This is a genomic window from Candidatus Bathyanammoxibius amoris (genome assembly GCA_024451685.1).
Taxonomy (GTDB): Bacteria; Planctomycetota; Brocadiia; order Brocadiales; family Bathyanammoxibiaceae; genus Bathyanammoxibius; species Bathyanammoxibius amoris.
This window is the reverse complement of record JAMXCW010000002.1, coordinates 196366-216173: the sequence shown is the minus strand read 5'-3', so window position 1 is coordinate 216173 and position 19808 is coordinate 196366. Positions and strand designations below refer to the sequence as shown.

17 protein-coding genes are annotated in these 19808 nt (G+C 51.5%); 4 read left to right on the top strand and 13 right to left on the bottom strand.

Annotated elements, in window-relative coordinates; all coding sequences use genetic code 11:
• Nucleotides 1-26: 26 nt before the first annotated feature.
• From NOU37_02440 to NOU37_02400, 9 genes are all read right to left on the bottom strand, one after another.
• Complete coding sequence (locus tag NOU37_02440; GenBank protein ID MCQ4574092.1) at nt 27-407, bottom strand: YHS domain-containing protein; 381 nt, start codon at nt 405-407, stop codon at nt 27-29.
• A gap of 29 nt (nt 408-436) precedes the next feature.
• Entirely contained in the window at nt 437-3652 is a 3216-nt protein-coding gene (locus NOU37_02435) for a CusA/CzcA family heavy metal efflux RND transporter (GenBank protein ID MCQ4574091.1), read from the bottom strand.
• 18 nt (nt 3653-3670) lie between these two features.
• Nucleotides 3671-5473 (bottom strand): efflux RND transporter periplasmic adaptor subunit, encoded by a 1803-nt coding sequence (locus NOU37_02430; protein ID MCQ4574090.1) that lies wholly within the window; start codon nt 5471-5473, stop codon nt 3671-3673.
• A 143-nt stretch (nt 5474-5616) separates the two neighbouring features.
• Nucleotides 5617-6915 carry a TolC family protein gene (locus tag NOU37_02425; protein ID MCQ4574089.1) on the bottom strand — a complete coding sequence of 433 codons (1299 nt, stop codon included), beginning with the start codon at nt 6913-6915 and terminating at the stop codon, nt 5617-5619.
• 167 nt (nt 6916-7082) lie between these two features.
• A complete protein-coding gene (locus NOU37_02420; protein ID MCQ4574088.1) occupies nt 7083-7547 on the bottom strand; it encodes a hypothetical protein in 465 nt (154 codons plus the stop codon).
• Between the two features lie 75 nt (nt 7548-7622).
• Nucleotides 7623-9842 carry a heavy metal translocating P-type ATPase gene (locus NOU37_02415; GenBank protein MCQ4574087.1) on the bottom strand — a complete coding sequence of 740 codons (2220 nt, stop codon included), beginning with the start codon at nt 9840-9842 and terminating at the stop codon, nt 7623-7625.
• On the bottom strand, nt 9839-10072 hold the full coding sequence (locus NOU37_02410; protein ID MCQ4574086.1) for a heavy-metal-associated domain-containing protein: 234 nt from the start codon (nt 10070-10072) through the stop codon (nt 9839-9841). Before NOU37_02410 ends, NOU37_02415 begins: the two co-directional genes overlap by 4 nt.
• 12 nt (nt 10073-10084) lie before the next feature.
• Nucleotides 10085-10381, bottom strand: coding sequence for a metal-sensitive transcriptional regulator (locus tag NOU37_02405; protein ID MCQ4574085.1), 297 nt, complete (start codon nt 10379-10381; stop codon nt 10085-10087).
• A 169-nt stretch (nt 10382-10550) separates the two neighbouring features.
• Entirely contained in the window at nt 10551-11117 is a 567-nt protein-coding gene (locus tag NOU37_02400; protein MCQ4574084.1) for a ubiquinol-cytochrome c reductase iron-sulfur subunit, read from the bottom strand.
• A 241-nt stretch (nt 11118-11358) separates the two neighbouring features.
• Here NOU37_02400 and NOU37_02395 point away from each other — a divergent pair, with 241 nt between their 5' ends.
• The 3 genes from NOU37_02395 (at nt 11359) to lspA (ending at nt 15154) form a co-directional block, all read left to right on the top strand.
• Nucleotides 11359-13896, top strand: a complete 2538-nt coding sequence (locus NOU37_02395) for a heavy metal translocating P-type ATPase (GenBank protein MCQ4574083.1) — start codon at nt 11359-11361, stop codon at nt 13894-13896.
• 378 nt (nt 13897-14274) lie between these two features.
• The gene (locus NOU37_02390; protein MCQ4574082.1) at nt 14275-14658 is read left to right on the top strand and encodes a TraR/DksA C4-type zinc finger protein; all 384 of its coding nucleotides are present in this window, start codon (nt 14275-14277) and stop codon (nt 14656-14658) included.
• Entirely contained in the window at nt 14648-15154 is a 507-nt protein-coding gene (gene lspA / locus NOU37_02385; GenBank protein ID MCQ4574081.1) for a signal peptidase II, read from the top strand. Before NOU37_02390 ends, lspA begins: the two co-directional genes overlap by 11 nt.
• Here the strand turns inward: lspA and ilvE are convergent.
• The 4 genes from ilvE to NOU37_02365 all read right to left on the bottom strand — a co-directional run bounded on the left by ilvE (nt 15096) and on the right by NOU37_02365 (nt 18757).
• Nucleotides 15096-16004 (bottom strand): branched-chain-amino-acid transaminase, encoded by a 909-nt coding sequence (gene ilvE, locus NOU37_02380; GenBank protein ID MCQ4574080.1) that lies wholly within the window; start codon nt 16002-16004, stop codon nt 15096-15098. The two genes, lspA and ilvE, sit on opposite strands and share 59 nt — an antisense overlap.
• A complete protein-coding gene (locus NOU37_02375; protein ID MCQ4574079.1) occupies nt 16005-16739 on the bottom strand; it encodes an ABC transporter ATP-binding protein in 735 nt (244 codons plus the stop codon).
• A complete protein-coding gene (lysS, locus tag NOU37_02370; protein ID MCQ4574078.1) occupies nt 16740-18203 on the bottom strand; it encodes a lysine--tRNA ligase in 1464 nt (487 codons plus the stop codon).
• 266 nt (nt 18204-18469) lie between these two features.
• Nucleotides 18470-18757 (bottom strand): zinc ribbon domain-containing protein, encoded by a 288-nt coding sequence (locus NOU37_02365; GenBank protein ID MCQ4574077.1) that lies wholly within the window; start codon nt 18755-18757, stop codon nt 18470-18472.
• Nucleotides 18758-19003: 246 nt separating this feature from the next.
• On the opposite strand from NOU37_02365, the gene NOU37_02360 reads away from it, so the two are divergent.
• Complete coding sequence (locus NOU37_02360) at nt 19004-19753, top strand: FxLYD domain-containing protein (GenBank protein MCQ4574076.1); 750 nt, start codon at nt 19004-19006, stop codon at nt 19751-19753.
• The last annotated feature ends 55 nt before the right edge of the window (nt 19754-19808 follow it).

The window sequence follows — 19808 nt, the reverse complement described above, 5'->3', positions numbered from 1 at the left end:
AAAGCGACTGCCCTTTCCATATCGAACTAGTGGTGGTGTTCCCCCTCGTGGTGTTGTCCTTCTCCTTTCTGCCCTGCGGACTCTGACCCGCAATCGCATTTATCCGCCGTTTTCTGGCAATGGCCGCATTTGCATACGGGCATTGCTCCTGCAGTGCATAGGCAAGCGTATATTCCGGGGTCTTTTTCAAATTTTGCCTTGCACACCTCCGAGCAGACGTAGTAGGTGTTGCCTTCAAACTCAACGGCGATGGCAGACGACTTGTCTATTTCCATACCGCATGCCGGGTCTGTAACCTTCTCCTCGGCGGCCTGTACGGTTGCGCCTTCTTGTGCTACGTAAACGCTCACAAAAGAAACTGTCAATACGAAAAACAATAACAGCACGACTCTCAAGCATAACTTCATCTGTCTTTCTCCTTTCAATTTACCTCAGGTTACTTCATCTCACCCGGATTCCCCGGGGACCCGGAGCCTCCGGTCACAGTACTTGCTAACTTCTTCTTTTTCCCGAACCAGCCTCTCTTCTTACCCTTCTTCGGCCTTTTGCGCGGCAGTAGTTTAAACTCCATCCACATGTGGTAAAGTACGGGTATGACCAGCAGGACTACGACATCCGAGGTGATTATCCCGCCTATCATGGGTACGGCCAGGGGCCTCATTATCTCTGAACCCGTGCCGGTGGCCCACAGCATGGGAAGCAGGGCAAAGAACGTGGTAGACACGGTCAGGAGCTTGGGTCTCAGCCTGAGTGAGGCGCCCTCCATTATCGCCTCGGTAACATCTTTTTTCTCCTTTATGTTTTCTGAGCCCTTCCTTTCCAGCGCCTCCCTGAGGAAGACCACCATTACAACGCCCGTTTCCACTGATATACCGAAGAGGGCTATGAAGCCCACCCAGACGGCAACGCTGAAATTATAGCCCATGAAAAAAAGCAGGAGCATCCCGCCGGTCAGGGCCGCGGGCACGGCAAGCATTATGATTAACGTGTCGGCGAAGGAGTTGAAGGTTATATACAAAAGCATGAACATGATGAGGATGACTATGGGCATTATGAACATGAGCGTCTTTTTTGCCCTCATCTGGTGTTCGTACTGTCCGCTCCACACCACAAAATAACCGGGCGGGAAGTCTACCTTCTCATAGACGTCCTTTTTTGCCTCCTCTACCAGGCCGACCACGTCCCTGCCCCGGGCATTAAAGAGCACGTAGACGCTCAGGAGCCCGTCTTCGCTCTTTATCTTAGTTGGTCCCGGCGTTACGCGTATGTCGGCTATCTGGTAGAGTGGTATCTGCGCCCCGCGGACGGTGTCCACCAGTATTCTCTTTATGGAGTCAACGTCGGTCCTCAACTCCCTTCCGTACCGTATCCTTACGGGAAAGCGTTCGCGCCCTTCCACCGTCCAGGTGACGGTTTTCCCGCCCATGGCAACTTCTATGACGTCATGGACGTCTCCCAGGTTTATGCCGTATCTGGCCGCCTCGGCACGGTCAATGTCTATCTCCAGATAATTTTCGCCCACTATTTTTTCGGGGTAGATGTCCGCGGCGCCGGGGACTGTTCTTAAGATGTCTCCCACCTGGTCCGCCAGGTCCTCCAGCACGTACAGGTCGCTGCCGAATATTTTGGCCCCTACCTGCGTCCTGATGCCTGTTGCCAGCATATCTACGCGGTTTATGATGGGCTGTGTCCAGATGTTGCTCCAGCCGGGGATCCTTACCACGGTATCCAGTTCCTGGATGATCTTTTCCTTGGTCATACCCTTCCGCCACTCCTTCTTGGGCTTCAGGGTGATTATGGTCTCAATCATCTCAAGTGGTGCGGGGTCGGTCGGGGTCTCCGCCCTGCCGGCCTTCCCAAGCACCATGTCCACCTCAGGGATGGTACGTATCAAGGCATTTCGCTTCTTCAGGTCTTCGGCTACCCTTGTGATAGAGGCGCTGGGGAGGGACACGGGCATGTCCAGTATGGAACCCTCGTCCAGCGGGGGCATGAACTCCCTGCCTATCAGGGTAGAGAGAAATACGGCGGCCCCGATGAGGGCGACGGTCAGGCCTATTGTGACCCATTTGAATCTGAGTGCCTTCCTTAAGACAGGGTTGTATATGGCCATAAAAAAGCGTACTACCGGGTTCTCCCTCTCGTTGAGGAGTCTTCCCTTTATCATGAGGGTTCCCAGGACAGGCACCAGGGTTATGGATATTATGGCCGTGCCTATCATGGCCATAACGAAGGTAAAGGCCAGGGGATGAAAGAGCCTTCCCTCGATGCCTCTGAGGGCGAATATCGGGGCGAAAGACAGGAGCATTATCATCACAGAGAAGAAGATGGGCGTGCCCACCAACTTGGAGGACTCCAGCACAGTATCCCTTATATCGCCCCTTACCTTTTTCTTGCCGAATTTAAGCGTAAGATTCCTGAAGGCGTTTTCCGTTATAACGATGCTTGCATCCACCAGCACGCCTATGGAAATGGCGATACCCGAGAGGGACATGATGTTTGCGGTTACGTGCAGGGGGTACATAAGCGTGAAGGATATCAGTATGGCAAGGGGCAGTGTCAGGACAATGATGATAGTGCTTGGGAAGTGCATCAGGAAGATACCGATGCAGATAAGGGCAATTATGGCCTCGTGTATGAGTGTGTGCTCCAGGGTGCCAATGGACCTGTGTATAAGGTCTGTCCTGTCATAGGCTGGGACGATTTCTACCCCTGGTGGTAGGCCCGGCTTCAACTCCTTTATCTTCTCCTTTACCCTTTTAATGACTGAAAGTGCATCCTCACCGTACCTCATTATCACCACGCCGCCTGTGACCTCGCTGCCGTTCTTCTCCAAGACATTCCTGCGGAAGGCGGGGCCAACCTGTACGTTAGCGATGTTTTTCACGAATATCGGTATGTTGTCCCTTGAGCCGACGACTATGTTTTCTATATCCTCCAGCGTTTCTATCCAGCCCAGTCCCCTGACCAGGTACTCCATATCGTTTTGTTCAATTACCTTCGCCCCCACCGTCCTGTTACTGGCCATCACGTTCTTAAAGACCTCACTGAGACGGATGTTGTAGGCGACGAGCTTGTTAGGGTCTACGTCTATCTGGTATTCCTTAACGAAGCCGCCCACGCTGGCCACCTCCGCGACACCGGGGACGGAGTTAAGCTGATAACGGACGTACCAGTCCTGAATGGCCCTCAGTTCCCCAAGGTCGTAGCCCTCCCCTTCCACGGTGTACCAGAATATCTGCCCCAGTGCCGTTTCGTCCGGGGCGAGGTAGGGCACGACACCGGGCGGCAGAAAACTCGTGGCCAGGCTAAGCCTCTCCAGGATGCGTTCCCTGGCGAAGTAATAGTCCACGCCATCCTCGAATATGATGTTTACCACGGAGAACCCGAAGTCCGAGGTAGACCGCACGGTCTTCACCCCGGCCAGACCCTGGAGCTGGACGCTCAGGGGATAGGTTATCTGGTCCTCCACGTCCTGGGGGCTCCTGCCGGGCCAGTCGGTGAACACTATCTGAAAGTTCTCGCTCAGGTCCGGTATGGCGTCCATAGGGGTATTGCGGAGACAGTATATCCCTACCACCACTACGATGGCGTAGAAGAACAGGACGAGCATCCTGTTCCTTATGCAGAATTTTATGATGGCGTTAATCATAGAGGATATGCTTTTATACTAATGCCTGTGGAGTTCTTGGCCTTCGCCGAGAATCTCTTTTGTTAAGTACTCTTCCGGATTCTTCTTGAACAGACGCTTACAGTGGTTACAACAGAAGTAGTACTCTTTATCGCGGTAGGTGAATTTGGTACCTCGTGACTTGTCCAGCCTTATGCCGCACACCAGGTCGACCGTGTTACCTATGTTGAATGCCCAGGTCTTATTGATGAAGGAATCGGGGTCATCCTCAAACTTTTTTCTGCAATCTTCCGTGCAGAAGTAGAACAATTTGCCGTCAGACTCTGTGCTTAACTCTTCAAATCCCTCCAGAGTCATACCGCAGACAGGGTCTACCGGGGTTGTACCTCGCGGGACGGGTCTAGTTTCTTTTGATACCTCTGCCGGGGCCTTTGTAATCTTCTTGTCCTCTTTTTCTTTCTTCAGTTTTTCTGGTTTTTTTGGTGCCCTGGTGCGCGGTGCCACGCCGTGGGCATGCGGCGGTGGTGCCACTTTTTCAGGGCCGCCGGTTGCGCCGAAGTACTGCGTGCCCACACCGGGCCCTAACTGTGACTCGGCGTCAATAAGGAATGCCCCCCGGGTAACCACCTTCTCGCCTTCTGTAAGTCCTTCCAAAACCTCGACATAACCCTCAGCCTTAAAACCTGTCACTATCTCCCTTGGCTCAAACAGGTCCTTTTTCCTCTCCACGTAGACAAGCTTTCTGAGCCCCGTATCCAGTACCGCTGAACGCTGTATGGACAGTACCCCTGCGGGCCTTTTTGCGAGTTCCTTCAAGTCGACCAACGGTACTTTTATGGTGACGTTAACAAACATGGCGGGCTTCAGTTTCCGCTCAGGGTTTGGAACGTCTACCCTTACCTTTAACGACCGGGTGGTCTCATTCAGAAATGGGTCTATGAAGATGATCGTGCCGGTAAATGTCTGGCCGGGGAAGGCGGCCGTGGTTATCTCAACCTTCTGGCCCAGCTTGACAAGCGACATTTCATACTCATACACGTCCGCCATCATCCACAGCTCTGTGAGGTCGGATATCGTGTACATCTGCGTGCCTTCTTTCACGTACTGTCCTTTAAGGATGTCCTTCTTGATGACCGTACCCGTTATGGGGGCGTAGATGGTCATATGGTCCTGCACCTCTCCGGTCTCAGCCAGTTGCTGTATCTGTTTCCCGGTAATCCCCCACAGGAGCAACCTGTCGCGGCTTGCGTCAAACAGGTAGTCTGTGCTCCTTACTATCTCATCAAGGGAGCTGCTTTTCATCTTTTCCCGGGTCTCAAGGGCCAGCAGGTATTCCTGCTGGGCGGATACGAGTTCGGGGCTGTATATCCAGACAAGCGGTTCACCCTCTTTCACTTCAAGCCCGGTGAAATCTACAAAGAGTTTGTCCACCCGGCCTCCCACCCACGCGGTAACGTACGCGAGCCGCCTTTCGTCATAGGTCATGTTGCCCACCGTGTATATCGTCTTGACCAGGTTGCGGTAAGTTACGGGTTCAACCTTGACCCCGGCCAGGCGTATCTGCCGTGGGCTGAGCTGTACCATCGGCACCTCGGGTAGTCCCTCTTCTTCGGTCCCTCTACCGGCCTTGGTCCTCTTCGATAAGGGCATGCCGCAGATGGGGCACTTCCCCGGCTTGTCCGAAACCACCTGTGGATGCATGGCGCAGAAGTACTCGTACTCTACCACCCCTTCCGACTCGGCCCAGAGCAGTCTTGAAGCGGCGTCCGTGTTTATGCCGGTGGCGCTTGTATCGAGGAAGGCCAGACCGGTGACGGCCACCATAACGGCCAGCGGCATCATTAATCTTCTAAGACCTCTGAAAAACCCCACATAACTGTCATTCTGAGGGAGTGAAAACGACCGAAGAATCCGGCATATGGTATTTGTGGACTTTTGCAGAGTTGTCTTTCCATCAAATATTTTCATTTTTCTTTTGTAGTCCATTAGAATCCGTCCTGTGTCAGCGGGATACCTACGGCCCGCTCCAGTTCCGCCAGGTTTATCTCAAAGTCTGCCAGTGCGCGGTAGTATACAAGCTCCGCGTCAAGCAGCGTCCTCTCACTGTCCATTAACGTGAGGAAGTCTAACTTCCCCGTCTTGTACTCGGTAATGGCGGCCTTGAGCGACTGTTCCGCAAGGGGTATTACGTTCTCTGAGTATATCTTGGCGGTAGACTGTGCGTTGATGGCCTTTACCCAGAGGTCTTTTACCTCGTACAACACGTCATTTTGTACGGCCTGGTAGTCGGCCTCGGCGGCCTGGACGTTCTCTTTGGTCTCCCTTACCTTTGCCCTGTGTTTGCCCCATATCCACGGGATATTCATACCGACCTGCGACCTCCAGCTGTCTGCGATCGTATCAGACTGCATGTAATGGATGGCGAATTCCGGGTCGGGGAAATAGAGGTCCTTTTTGGCCAGCTTATGGGTGGATTTATTCCTCTTTACTGCGAAATCATATTTCTTGAGTTCAGGTCTGTTCTTAATGGCCAGTGCCTGTGTGTCCTCGAGGGTGACGGCCAGTTTGTGTTGTGTATAGTCCTCCGGCCTCCCAAGCGGCGCCTCGGGGTCCCGGTTTAAGAGGGTGTTTATCCTGGTCTCCATGGACAGCTTTTCTTCTTCCAGGACCATGAGGTTGTTTATAACCTTTGCAAGCTCTACCTGTGCCGCCAGGACGTCCCTCTGCGGGGTCTTGCCCACACGGTATCGTGTTTCCGCCGTCCTTGCCAGGTTCTTTAACAGGTCTTTGTCTTCCCTGCTTATGTCTATGGCCTTATGGACGTAGTGAAGGTTGTAGTATGCCGACTTTGCCATTGCCGTTATGGTCGTTATCGTCTCCTCCCAGTTACTTTTGGACATCTCAGAGCTTTGAGACGCTATCTCTCCCCTGAGACGTAGCTTTCCCGGGAAGGGTATCTTTTGAGAGACACCGCCCATGCGCCGGTATCTATTCCAGCCCGGCCCCTCCACTTGTATAGGGGACTTTGCGTTTCTTATCTGGAAGCCGGCCCTGGGGTCGTCGAGAGACCTGGCGGCGTCGATGGCCTCCTGAGACGCCTCCCAGCGGTTGAGGGACGCCCTTATGTCGGGGTTATTGTCCACGGCCTCTTCCACCACCCAGCGCAGCGTCAGCGGGGGCTCCTGGGATTCCAGGTATTCCTCCTCCTGAGCAGTGGTGTAGCCGGGCATAAAGAGGAAGCAGAGGAACACCAGTGAAAAAAATGTGTGTTTAGGGTTTCTCATTTTTATCTCCTGAGAAATAACAATACGCTCCTCTCTATCTGAAGGGGCAGGGGACCGCGGTCAGAACTGAACCGAGGCCCCCTGCCACTACTTACCCCTCCAGAAACTAACTAAATTGTCTTCTTGCAGATAGGACAAACAGCCCTTACTATGTATGCCCCGGCCGTCTAGGCCTTACTGCATCTTGGACATGCCAGTGCCTCTGCATCGCACTTCTTGCAGACATGCTCAGCACCCTTACCCTTGCAGTCGATGCATACCATCTCCCTCTTCAGAGGGGTAATACCAATACCCTTCTTCAGGACGATCTTTTCCTTGCAGGTAGGACACACTGCCTCGGTAGTCTCTCTTTCCACTGATGCCGCAACCTTCTTGTGCATAGGACAAGTGAGTTTTTCGGCACTGCGCTTCTCGCAGACGTGCCCAGCGCTTTTGCCCTTGCAGTCGGGACAGCTCATGGTCTTTTCATGCGGAATGGCGCCCATGCCCTTCATGTGCATGTCCTTTTCCGCGCAGTTGGGGCATACTGCCTTAATGGATTCCTGGGCCAGGGCCGTGCCGCTATAATCCGTTGACACAACGCCCAGTGCCAGGATACCCAACAGGCATCCCATAATTATGCTGAACTTCATCTTTTTACCCTCCTTAAATACTGAAGTGTTACGTCGAATCAGTACAACAGGTGAAAACTGGTTTTTTGGTCATTTTCACCTCCTTCCGAAAACGTTCACGTCAGACTTATTCAGATTACAACATTTCAATGGACTCTTTGTTGACGCACCGGGGGTCATCCCAAACGACGGTTGGTACCCCCTGAGCCTGAGTGAATTAAACACGACAAGTACAGAGCTGAAGGCCATGAGCCCTGCCGCTATCATGGGGTTCAGAAATCCCGTGGCGGCAAGTGGTATGGCCACAATGTTATATGAGAAGGCCCAGAAGAGGTTTTGTTTTATTATCCTCATCGTCTGCCGGCTCAGGGCCACGGCCTCGGCGGCCTTCTTTATGTCTCCCTTTACCAGTGTGACCTGCGACGTCTCTATAGCCACGTCTGCCCCCGTACCGATGGCAAAGCTGACGTCCGCGGCAGCCAGCGCGGGGGCGTCGTTTATGCCGTCGCCTACCATGCCGACCTTTTTCCCCTTATCCTTTTCCCGGCGTAGTTCGGCCACCTTCTCTTCCGGTTTCAACCCCGCCTTGAACCTCTGAATCCCGACCTGCTTCGCTATCTCACGGGCGGTGGCTTCATTGTCACCCGTCAACATAACGGGTTCTATGCCGAAAGATTTTATCGCCGCGATGGCATCGCCCGTCTTTTCCCGCGGGACGTCCTGAAGCGCGAAGACGGAGACTACGCGCCCGTCAGTTGCTACGTAGACGGGTGTCTTACCGCCCTTTTTCATTTCTGAGACCTTGTTATTAACGGAAGTGGTATCTATATCCCTGTTTCTCAACATCCTTTCGTTGCCGATAATAATTCTTGTGCCGTTCAGGTCGGCGGTTATCCCTTCCCCGCTGACGGCCTCGAAGTCTGTCACGGTCTTGATAGTGGCGTTTCTCTTCGTGGCGTACTCTATCATGGCCCGCGCGAGGGGATGTTCCGAGGGCGTCTCGGCGGAGGCGATGATAGAGAGCAGCTCGTCTTCGGGCATGTCCGAGGCGTTATAAAAGTCTGTGACACCGGTCTCGCCACGGGTTATTGTGCCTGTTTTACCGAATATCAAGGTGTTCAGCCCCGAGGCATCTTCCAGGCTCTGGGCGTTTCTTATCAGTATGCCCATCTCCGCGGCGCGCCCTATCCCTGCCGCAACCGCAGTAGGGGCGGCAAGCCCAAGCGCACACGGGCAGGCTATCAGTAAGACGGCTGTGGACGCGCTGAGTGCCAACGGAAGCGGATGGCCAAGATAGAGCCAGACCAGTGTGGTTGCTCCGGCTACGGCCAATACGAGGGGCACAAAGACTCCGGCTATCCTGTCAACGAGTGACTCTGTCGGCACCTTTGACGCCTGGGCCTCCCTCGCAAGCCGGACTATGCGGGCGAGCGTGGTGTCTTCACCCAGCTTGTCCACCTTAAAGACGATGTTGCCGTTATTGTTAATCGTCCCTGCCTGTACCTCATCACCCTTTACTTTCTCAACGGGGATGCTTTCTCCCGTGAGCATAGACTCATTTACAGTGGTCTGTCCTTCTGTCACTACGCCGTCAGCGGGGATCCTGTCGCCCGGTTTTATGATTACCCTGTCTCCCAGCCTAAGCTCACCAGCCTCTACCACTACCTCTTTGCCGTCTCTCATGCAGGCGGCCGTCGGCGGCGCTACTGAGGCCAGTTCCTCCAGGGCCCTGGTGGTCTTTGCCCGGGCATTTGCCTCAAGATAACGGCCAAGGAGCACCAGGGTTATTATCATGGCTGCGCTCTTGAAATATAAGTCCCCGCCACCGCTCATAAGCCCTAATGCGCTGTATGTGTAGGCGGTACCGCTGCCCATGGCTATCAGGGTGTCCATGTTGGCCCTTAAAAACCGGAGCTGGCGAATGGCCCCTGTGAAGAATTCGGAGCCCGCACCAAATACCACCACGGTGGTTAAAACGAGCTGGACGTAATCGGAGTTCGGGAACTCCAGCATGAACAGGGCTATAACAAGGACCGGAACGGTTAAGATGACGGAGAGAATAAGCCGCCTTGCCGGGGTAAATAATTCCGGGAGCTCTTTCTTTGCTTCATCTTTTGTACTGTAACCTGATGCCGTTATAGCCGCCTCGAGCGCCTCCCGTGCTGCGCTTCCGGTTACAGTGGCCTGCTCCGTGGCGAAGTTTACCTGTGCTTCCTCCACGCCGGGTACTTCCAGCAGGGCCTTTTCTATCTTGCCTGCACAAGAAGCGCACCTCATTCCTGCTATCGACAGGTCTGTCTTTTGTTTATTTGTCATCCTGCATTTTCTTTCTTTATATTGTAGCCCAGCACCTCAATTGCCGCCTCGAGTGCCTCCCGTGTTGCGCTTCCGGTTACAGTGGCCTGCTCCGTGGCGAAGTTTACCTGTGCTTCCTCCACGCCGGGTACTTCCAGCAGGGCCTTTTCTATCTTGCCTGCGCAGGATACACATTTCATCCCTGTTATTGAGAGGCTTATTTTTGGGTCATTTCCAGATATTGTGTACATTTTGTCAGGTTCCTATTTCCCAAAGTTTCTCAGGACTTCTATAATCTCCTCAATCTTTTCCTGTTTGTCCTCTTCTACTCCGGAGCGTATGGCCTCTGCTACACAATGCTCGACGTGTCTCTTGAGGATGCGTTCCTGGACACGCGCGACTGCGGAGGAGATGGACTGAAGCTGGGTAATTATGTCCACACAGTACCTGCGGTCGTCTATCATCTTCTGGATGCCGCGCACCTGGCCTTCAATCCTCTTCAGGCGTATTATTTCCTCCGAATGCCCTGTCCCACGTTTTGTAAGAGTTGCTTTTGGCATGATACGTCCTCAACTTGTCTAAAGGTTCTGTGATATTCGTGCCATAGAGATTAATCAGGGTGTCGACACCAACACTTCCCCCGGTGGTTGGCCAGCCTTGGCGGAATACCGAGCGCCAGACCCGGGTGGGTATGTACAGCTCTATCCTTCGCCCTCTTAAGTTCTTCGCTCATACACTTAGACCCTTATCATGTATCATGAACGGGCCTTTCTCCCTTTTACCCGGGGTGTCTTCTCTAACGGTCTTGTTGACGACTATCTGCCCGTCCGTTGCAAAACTAAGACCAAACCTCCACAGGGGTCTGGGGGCAGGACCCGCCACTACGTCTCCCTCAATATTGTAGTTGCTCCCGTGGCAGGGACACTTGAAGAGCTGTTCGTCCTCTACCCAGGTTGGAATGCAACCCAGATGACGGCATATAGCCGAAAAGGCATAAATACCTCCCGCCTTGTTCCTTACTATCCATACCGTCTGTTCCTTCATCCACCTGGTACTGACCTTGCCCGGTTGATATTCATCGGGGAAGCCTGCCTTAAACTTGCTTGAAGGGCCAAAGAGGACCTTTGGCTTTAGAAAGTCCACCATCGTTAAAAGGGCGGCAAGCCCGGCGAAGGTGAGGAGTCCTACAAATCCAATGATAAGCAGCATCCACCTCCTTGAAAGCGCTCCAAGTACGCCCTGGACTACCTTCTTCTCCGTATCCGATACCCTGCTCTCCCTTTGCCAGATACTCATTTTCTCATCCCCTCTTCAAAACTACTTCTTCCTCTTGAGCTTAAAAGCATAAATCATGGCTGCATAAGGGCTCTGAAGTACGGCTATATGGCCCTTCATCACCCCGAAAGGTATACCCTCCCCCCAAGCCGTTGGAAGTATACCATACCCCCCTACCCTATGCAAGGGGAATTTCTGTTGCCGCAAAATATTTTTTTAGAGTCCTCCGCGGGTCTCGTTAGAGTCTTTCTGAGGTTCTGATATGTTCGGTAGAGTGGGGCGACTAAACGCCTGGCAAAGAAGGGCGGCAAACTTTTGTCAGGCAGCCTTGCAAAAGGCCTCTTTTATTAAGCAACGGATAATATTGTTGATTTTATGGAGGATAGGGGAGAGAATCCAGGTGACAGATTCGTTGTCAGCCCAAACTAAACGTCTGCATTTTATGTCATCAGCACCGGTAATTGGTAAAAACATGAAAACAATTATTTTGCCAGTACAGGGGATGCATTGCGCGACTTGTGCGGGGACTATTGAAGACGCCTTAAAGAAACTGCCCGGCATCAAAGAGGTAATGGTGAATTTTGCTACGGAAAATATGTCTTTGAAGTACGATGCGAAGGTGTTGAGTTTGGATGCAGTTCGAAAGGCCGTAAAGGGTTTGGGTTATAAGCTGGCTGACCTGGAAGCCCAACCGCCGGGTAAAGAAGTCAGGCTTCATGACCATCATGCGATGTTTAAAGAAAAAGAAATGGCGGCACTGAAGATAAAACTCATAGTCGGTGCCTCACTTTCTTCTGTTATTTTCATCTTTAGCTTTCCCGAGTGGTTTGTTTTTATTAAATGGATGCCGGAAGAGGCGCGTTTATGGACATTGTTTGCCCTGGCGCTACCGGTTCAGTTTTGGGTTGGTTTGCAGTTTTACAGGAGCACCTGGTATGCTTTGAAAAATTTACGGCCCAATATGGATACGCTGATTGTAATTGGCACGCTTTCCGCGTTTATTTACAGCTTTGTAGTTATCCTGATGACTGCTCTACATATTGATATGTTTGTGAAATTAGGAGCGGCTCACGTATATTTTGATACGGCGGCAATAATCATTACTTTAATAATTCTAGGCAAGTATTTGGAGGCAAAGGCCAAAGGTAAGGCATCGGAAGCCATTAAGAAGTTAGCCAAACTTTCAGCAAAAAAGGCTCTGGTTGTCAGAGATGGCAAAGAAGTAGAAATTCCTGTTAATGAAGTTGCGGTTGGCGATGTTATTGTCGTGAAACCTGGTTGGAAGGTGCCAGTTGACGGTATAATTATTGAAGGGAGTTCTACTATTGATGAATCCATGGTTACGGGCGAGTCAATGCCGGTTGATAAGAAGTCCGGTGATGAGGTAATCGGCGCGACAGTTAACAAGACCGGGGCATTTAAGTTTCGCGCTGTCAAGGTCGGAAAAGACACGTTTTTGGCTCAGGTCATTAAGTTAGTAGAAGAAGCTCAGGGTTCCAAGGCGCCTATCCAACGACTGGCAGACAGGGTTTCTCAATATTTTGTGCCGGCAGTCATTTTGATTGCCGTTGTCACTTTTTTGGTTTGGTTGTTTTTTGGGCCGGAGCCGGCATTTACCTTTGCTTTAGTTAATTTTGTCGCTGTTTTAATTATTGCCTGTCCCTGCGCGTTAGGTCTGGCAACGCCTACGGCAATTATGATAGGCACTGGAAAAGGTGCAGAGAAGGGAATACTTATTCGGAATGCTCAGGCCCTGGAGCTTTTACATAAGATAAAAGTCCTGGTTTTGGATAAGACCGGGACTTTGACTAAAGGTGAGCCGGCTGTAACTGACATTAAAGAATTTAGTGGTGCCGGCAAACAAGAGATTATAAGGATTGCAGCAAGTTTAGAGAAATATTCAGAGCATCCAATTGCGGAAGCCATTCTACGTTTTGCGGCCTCATCGGGCAAAAACTCTTCTCGTCCTCTGGATGAGGCAAGTAAAGAAGAATTCCAAAAAGAAAAACTGACATTGTTGGAAGTTGAGAATTTTTCCGCTGTGCCCGGCTACGGACTTACGGGAGAAATTTCACTGGGAGAAGGCATGCATAAGGCACTTTTGGGCAACAGAAAATTGATGACAAGCGAAAATATCAGCTTAAGCAAGGGTGAGTTGCAAACAATAAGTGCCTTAGAAGGCCAGGGAAAAACTGTGATGGTTTTGGCCTTGGGTGGCAAGCCTTTAGGTGTTATAGCCGTAGCTGATGTGCTTAAAGAAGATTCTCATAAGGCGATAGAGTCTATTACAAACATGGGAATCACACCGATCATGATAACCGGCGACAATCAAAAAACAGCCGAGGCAATCGGCGAAGAAGTCGGTATAGAAAGGGTAATAGCTGGAGTCTTACCAGAACAGAAAGCCGAAGAAATTAAGAAGTTACAGGCAAAAGGCAGTGTTTTAGTTGGAATGGTGGGTGATGGCATAAACGATGCGCCGGCGTTGGCACAAGCGGATGTTGGTATTGCCATGGGCACCGGAACAGACGTTGCTAAGGAAGCAGGTGAGATTATTTTGGTGTCCGGTAATTTATCAATATTAGTGGATGCAATTAGACTTTCTAAATCAACTTTAAGGATTATCAAGCAAAATCTTTTCTGGGCATTCTTCTATAATTCAGCATTAATCCCTATCGCCGGCGGTGTTTTATACCCATTCTTTGGGATTTTACTTAATCCGATTTTTGCGGCTGCAGCTATGTCGTTTTCGTCAATTACGGTTGTACTTAACTCCTTGCGGCTTAAAAGGTTTCGGTGAGTATTCAGTTGATATACGTGAATTAATAAGGGCGAGGCAAGAATATCACCCACTTTTTATTTTTGAGAATGTAGTAAGTAGTATGGGCTGTCGGATGGAGATCCTCCTGAAGGCATGAATAACAGCCGTAACCGACATCGTCGAGGCCGTGCCTTCTCACTGACCTTACCCCCCCTGCAGGGTGTGGTACTAGATACCCCCCTGGGGTATGCAAGGAAATTTTTCTTGACTTGAAATATTAGCGCATGGTAGTTGCAGTCCCTGTGGAAGGGGCCGGAGAGGCTTTCTTCTTGACTTCCTCGGTGGATTTTCTTAGCATTGGCTTAGGAATGTCATTGGAGTTTGGTACGGTTTTTTTTGCAGGAGAGACATAGAGAGATGAAGGCTAGAGAGCTGGCTACTATCAAGAAGGTGCTGCTTTCTGTGAGGGAAAAGCTGGCTGGAAACGTGAATTCAATGGAAGGCGAAGCGCTGAAAAAGTCCAGGCAGGATGCGGCCGGCGACCTCTCTAACGTGCCTTTCCATATGGCTGACCTGGGTACTGACAACTACGAACGTGATATTATGATCCACCTCATCCAGAACGGTGAGGAGGAGCTGAAGTCCATAGATGACGCCCTGGAGAAGATTGAGGACAAGACCTTCGGTATTTGTGAGACCTGTGACAAGAAGATATCTAAGGCCCGTCTCACGGCATTACCTTATGCCAAGCTGTGTCTAGAATGTCAGAGGAAGGAAGAGCTGGAGGCTGGTGCCGAATAGATTTGCAGGCCCCTGTGGGCGTCTTTCCGTTGTGGTCCTTTTGGGCGTTGTCCTGGATCAGGCAACGAAATGGGCCGCCTTTAAATATCTCGCCGATCCCCGCTACCCCGGTAATTTTTTCGAACTCACTTCTTTTCTAAACCTTGTCCTCAGTTATAACGAGGGCGGTGTCTTTGGGGTCTTTAAGGGGGGCGGTATATTTTTTATAGCCCTGTCCGTCGTGGCCGTATTCGTAATCCTCTGGATGTACGTTAAGTCTGCAGGCCTTGATTATGTTACCACGATTGCCATGGGGGGTATACTTGCGGGTGCGACGGGTAATTTAATAGACAGGATGTGCTACGGCTATGTCAGGGATTTTATAGACCTTCACGTCGGCGCAAGACATTGGCCTACGTTTAATGTCGCTGACGTGCTGATATGTCTTGGCGTGGCCGTTATGATCTTGAATACCCTGGCTCGAGGGTCTCAAAGACCTCGGAAACCTCTGGATTAGTCAGGAGTTCCCTGTATTTTCTGAGCATTTCGCGTGTGATACGGCCGGGTTTTCCGTCTCCTACTATGCGGGCGTCTACCTTGACTACCGGCACGATCTGCGCGGCTGTCCCGGTGAGGAAACACTCCTCGGCCAGATAGAGGTCGTATCTGGTGAGGAAATCTTCTCTTACCTTTATACCAGCTTCTTTTGCCAGTCCGATAACCGTATCCCTGGTTATGCCTTTCAGTATTCCGGAGTTGGGATGAGGCGTATAAAGCTCGTTGCCTTTAACCATGAAGATGTTTTGGCCGGTACATTCCGCCACAAAGCCGTCCTTGTTAAGCATGAGGGCCTCTGTCGCGCCGGCGTTAATGCCTTCTGTCTTTGCCAGGATGTTATTCATGTAGTTAAGGCATTTTATTCTGGGGTTTAGAGCCTCCGGGTGGTTGCGGACCGTAGCCACGGCGACGATGTCAATCCCCTCGTTATATAGCTTCGGTGGGTACAGTTGGAGGGTGTCCGTGATGATTATTACCTGCGGGTTGCGGCACTTTCCGGGTTCCAGCCCAAGCTTTCCTTCACCCCGTGTGACTATCAGCCTGACGTAAGAGTCTTTCATGTTATTGGCCCTGAGGGTGGCGAATATTCCCTCTTTAAGTTCGTCAATGGTCATGGGTATTTCGAGGAATATAGCCCTGGCCGAATCAAAGAGCCTCTCGAGGTGCTGGGTCAGCTTGAATACCCTTCCGTGGTAGGCTCGTAACCCTTCAAAGATGCCGTCACCATAAAGAAGGCCATGGTCGAAGACAGACACCTTTGCCTCTTCCTGTGGCATGAGCTTACCGTTTATATATACTTTAAGGGACATTTAACCCTCTCCTTTCTGAGGGGCCGTTGTTGACTGATCTACTATCCTGCCGTCTACGAGCCTTATTCGCCTTTTTCCCAGTCTGGCGAAGTTTTCATCGTGCGTTACTATAATAAAGGTCTGGTCGTTCTGGGCGTTTAGCCGCAGGATGAGATCCTGGATGTCTTTCGAGTTCTTCATGTCCAGATTCCCTGTCGGTTCATCGCAGAACAGGACCTCAGGCTCATTTACCAGGGCCCTCGCGAAGGCGGCCCTTTGTCTCTCGCCTCCCGAAAGCTGGTCTGGACGGTGAGATGCCCGGTCCTTCATTCCGACCAGGTCCAGGAACTCCGCTGCCATTTCCCTGTTCGTCTTGTTGTCGGTTTGTGGCAACGCGGTTCGCCCAATAAGCCGTGGCATCATAACGTTCTCAAGGGCCGTAAAGTCTGGCAGCAGATGATAGAACTGGAACACGAAACCGAAGTGCCTGTTCCGCCTCTCGGCCTGCTGTTTGGCGCTGAGCCTGCTCAGATTCTCTCCCCTGTAAATCACCTGGCCGGACGTCGGTGTATCCAGCAACCCGAAGATATGCAGCAACGTGCTCTTACCCGCTCCCGAAGGCCCAAGTATTATGAGGATATCACCCTTACATATCTCAAGGCTGACTTTGTCAAGGACCCTTAGAGTACTTTTGCCCACTTTGTAGTCTTTGGTTATGTCCTGTGAATAGATAAGGGCTTCTTTGCGTCTTTCCATCTACTGTGTCGTTTCCTCTGACGTTGGTCTTGTGGTCGCGCGAAGCAGCGGGAAGAGTATCACGTCGCGTATCGACGTGCTGCCCGTCAGAATCATCACAAGCCTGTCGATGCCTATCCCGAGCCCGCCGGCCGGGGGCATGCCGTATTTGAGCGCCAGTATAAAGTCCTCGTCAAGTTTTCCCCAGTCCTGCTTCCCGCCGATTTGTTCTATGAACCTTTTTTCCTGTTCCAGCGGCTCGTTGAGTTCCGTATAGGAGTTGGCGATTTCCATTGAAGCGACATAAAGCTCGAAACGCTGGGCGAACCGCTTGTCGTCTTCACATAGCTTCGTCAGGGGGCACAGACTGGCCGGATAGTCTATAACGAACGTGGGGTTGCTGAGTTTCGGTACGACTTCTTCTTCAAAGATGTCGTCGGCGACGATGTCTCGGGGCGCGTTACCGGTCTCAAGCCCGATGTCTCCGGCTTTTTGTCTGAGTGCGGCCTCATCGTCAAAATCCACTCCGGCGTATTCCTTTAGCAACTCTCTATATTTTGCCCTTCTCCAGGGTGTGGTTATGTTTACGGCCTTGTTATCCCCGAACGCGAGTTCGTGGCCGCAGTCCAGCTCTGAGGCGAGAGCGGAAACCAGCTCTTCCGTCAGCTCCATCATGCCATTGTAATCGCCGTATGCCTCGTACGCCTCCAGCATAGTGAACTCGGGGTTGTGGCGTGTTGAGATTCCCTCGTTACGGAAGTTACGGTTTATCTCATATACGCGCTCCATACCACCGACCAGCAGTCTCTTTAGATACAGTTCCGGGGCGATACGCAGGTACAGGTCCATATCGAGCGTATTATGGTGTGTTACAAAGGGCCTGGCTACCGCGCCTCCGGGGATAGGCTGCATCATAGGTGTTTCCACCTCTACGTAGCCCCTGTCCTCAAAAAAGTTCCTTATCCTTTTGATTATCTTTATCCTGTCGAGAGACTTCTTCATAGACTCTTCGTTGGCGATGAGGTCCAGATAGCGCTGTCTGTACCTGATCTCAACGTCTTTTAGCCCGTGCCACTTCTCGGGCGGCGGCAGTAATGCCTTGGAGAGCACCGTTAGGTCTTCCACCATGATGGTTATCTCACCCGTTTTTGTTTTAAATACCGTGCCTTCGACGGCGATAATGTCGCCAAGGTCAAGGAGTTTGAAGGTCCCGAACAGGTCTTCGCCTACGTTGTTTTGTTTGATGTAGATCTGGACCTTTCCCGTCCAGTCCCTTATGTCAGCGAAGGCCGCCTTACCGTGTGGCCTGAGGCTGGATATTCGGCCTGCGGCCCTGGCGTTGGCTTCTCCCTCGCCCGTGTTATTGTAGCCCGCTACAATGGATTCCAGGCTTTTAAGCCCGTTGCAGCTCTTACCGTAAGGGTCTATGCCCTTCTCTCTTAACTTTCTTAGCTTCTCTAGGCGATCTTGTTCAAACTTCTCCATGATAGGTCTTGGGCCGTATATGTGCAATAACGGCCAGCTAATTTTATCAAGAAAATAAAGCCTGTCAAGGGTTTACGTAAATCCCCGGATTCCCGGTAAAGTGGTAGTTCTGAGTAACTCGCCCCGGGATGGTGTGTTATTTGCTTCGACTGAGGCGTGAACTGTGGCAATTCATGACAAAATCCGGGTGTTTCCCTGGGCTACCGGGCTACACCCGGTATGTTAATTAGGCGAGGGTTTATAGCGGCAGGGAATACCCGCGGCGGTTAAGGGGTGCTTGAATCTTTATTTGGGCATTTCCCTTTTTTAGCGGTGTCGTTTCCCTTCTTCGTGGAGCCCCCTTTTTCGGCCTTGGCCTTCTGCTTGTATTCTTTGCTGCGGTAGTCGGTCTGATAAAACCCGCTGCCCTTGAATAGTATTGCACTACCGGCACCGATAAGCCTGTTGGCCGTGTTGCCGCACTCAGGGCACTTCTTTCTGTTGCCAGCCTTTATGGACTCGAAACGTTCAAAAACATGGCCGCAGTCCTTACATTCATACTCATAGGTGGGCATGCATTTCCCTCCGTAAACAAGAAGACAACACAAACTTAATCCGCTATTATATGGCAAAAAAACGGGATATGTCTACACAAAATATGGTCCTGGCGTAATATTTGTCCTGTTCAGTCGGATTGTTCCAAGAGAGTGGAATGTTTACTATTGGGTGTGTTATATGCTAATATATGCGCCAGATCATAATGGGGGTTCAGATGTTATTACATGCCGTCGAAGGGGGCCTAGGGGGCTGAAGGCCGGATAATGCACCTGGTATATATGGCTATAAAACGGTTGGGCGAGACACTCAGGGTTCTTGTGTTGGGGTTGTGTATTTCGGCGTTCCCGTCTACCACTTCATTTCTTGAAACCGTCGGCGCTGAAGAACCTTCTGCCACTGAGCAGTCTACCACGGAGCAGCCCGTCGAGGAGCCCACTTTGGAGGAATTGGAGCCACAGCCCCTCGAGGAGCCCACTTTGGAGGAATTGGAGCCGCAGCCCCTGGATGAGCTGTTTGCCATAAAACTCCTGGAGAAAATAATAGAGCTTGAGGACGCGCTCTGGTTCATGGCAGGAGAGGTAGGTGAGATGAAGAATGAGCTTGCGGAAAAAGTGAGTGAAATGGAAGAAAGGATTGCAAAACTTGAGGCGGCACCACCGGGACCCATGCACGTGCCGGGTGAACCTCCCGCACCCCCCACGCCCGCGCAGACGCGTTTCGAGGAGGGCGACGTATATCTGGGACACGGGTTTAAGATCAAGGGTCTCATATATGAAACTACCCCGGATGGCACTGTTTTTAAGGGCGAGATGGTTAACAACAGTTCTGCGGGAAAAGATATCGTTGAGTTTGAGATAGTAGTCTTCGACGGCGACGGCAAGATGTTAGGCACAAAGGCCTTTAAGCTCCATGATGTCGAGATTGGCGAGGCCAGGCCTTTTGAGACACTGATAAAAGGGCCGAAGGCCCACTGGGTCAAGAAGTATGACATGCGTTACCTGAGGGGTTCTTAAAGATGTCGTGTTATTCAAACAAACTGAAAGGCGGCAGGTAACAATGTGTGCGGGA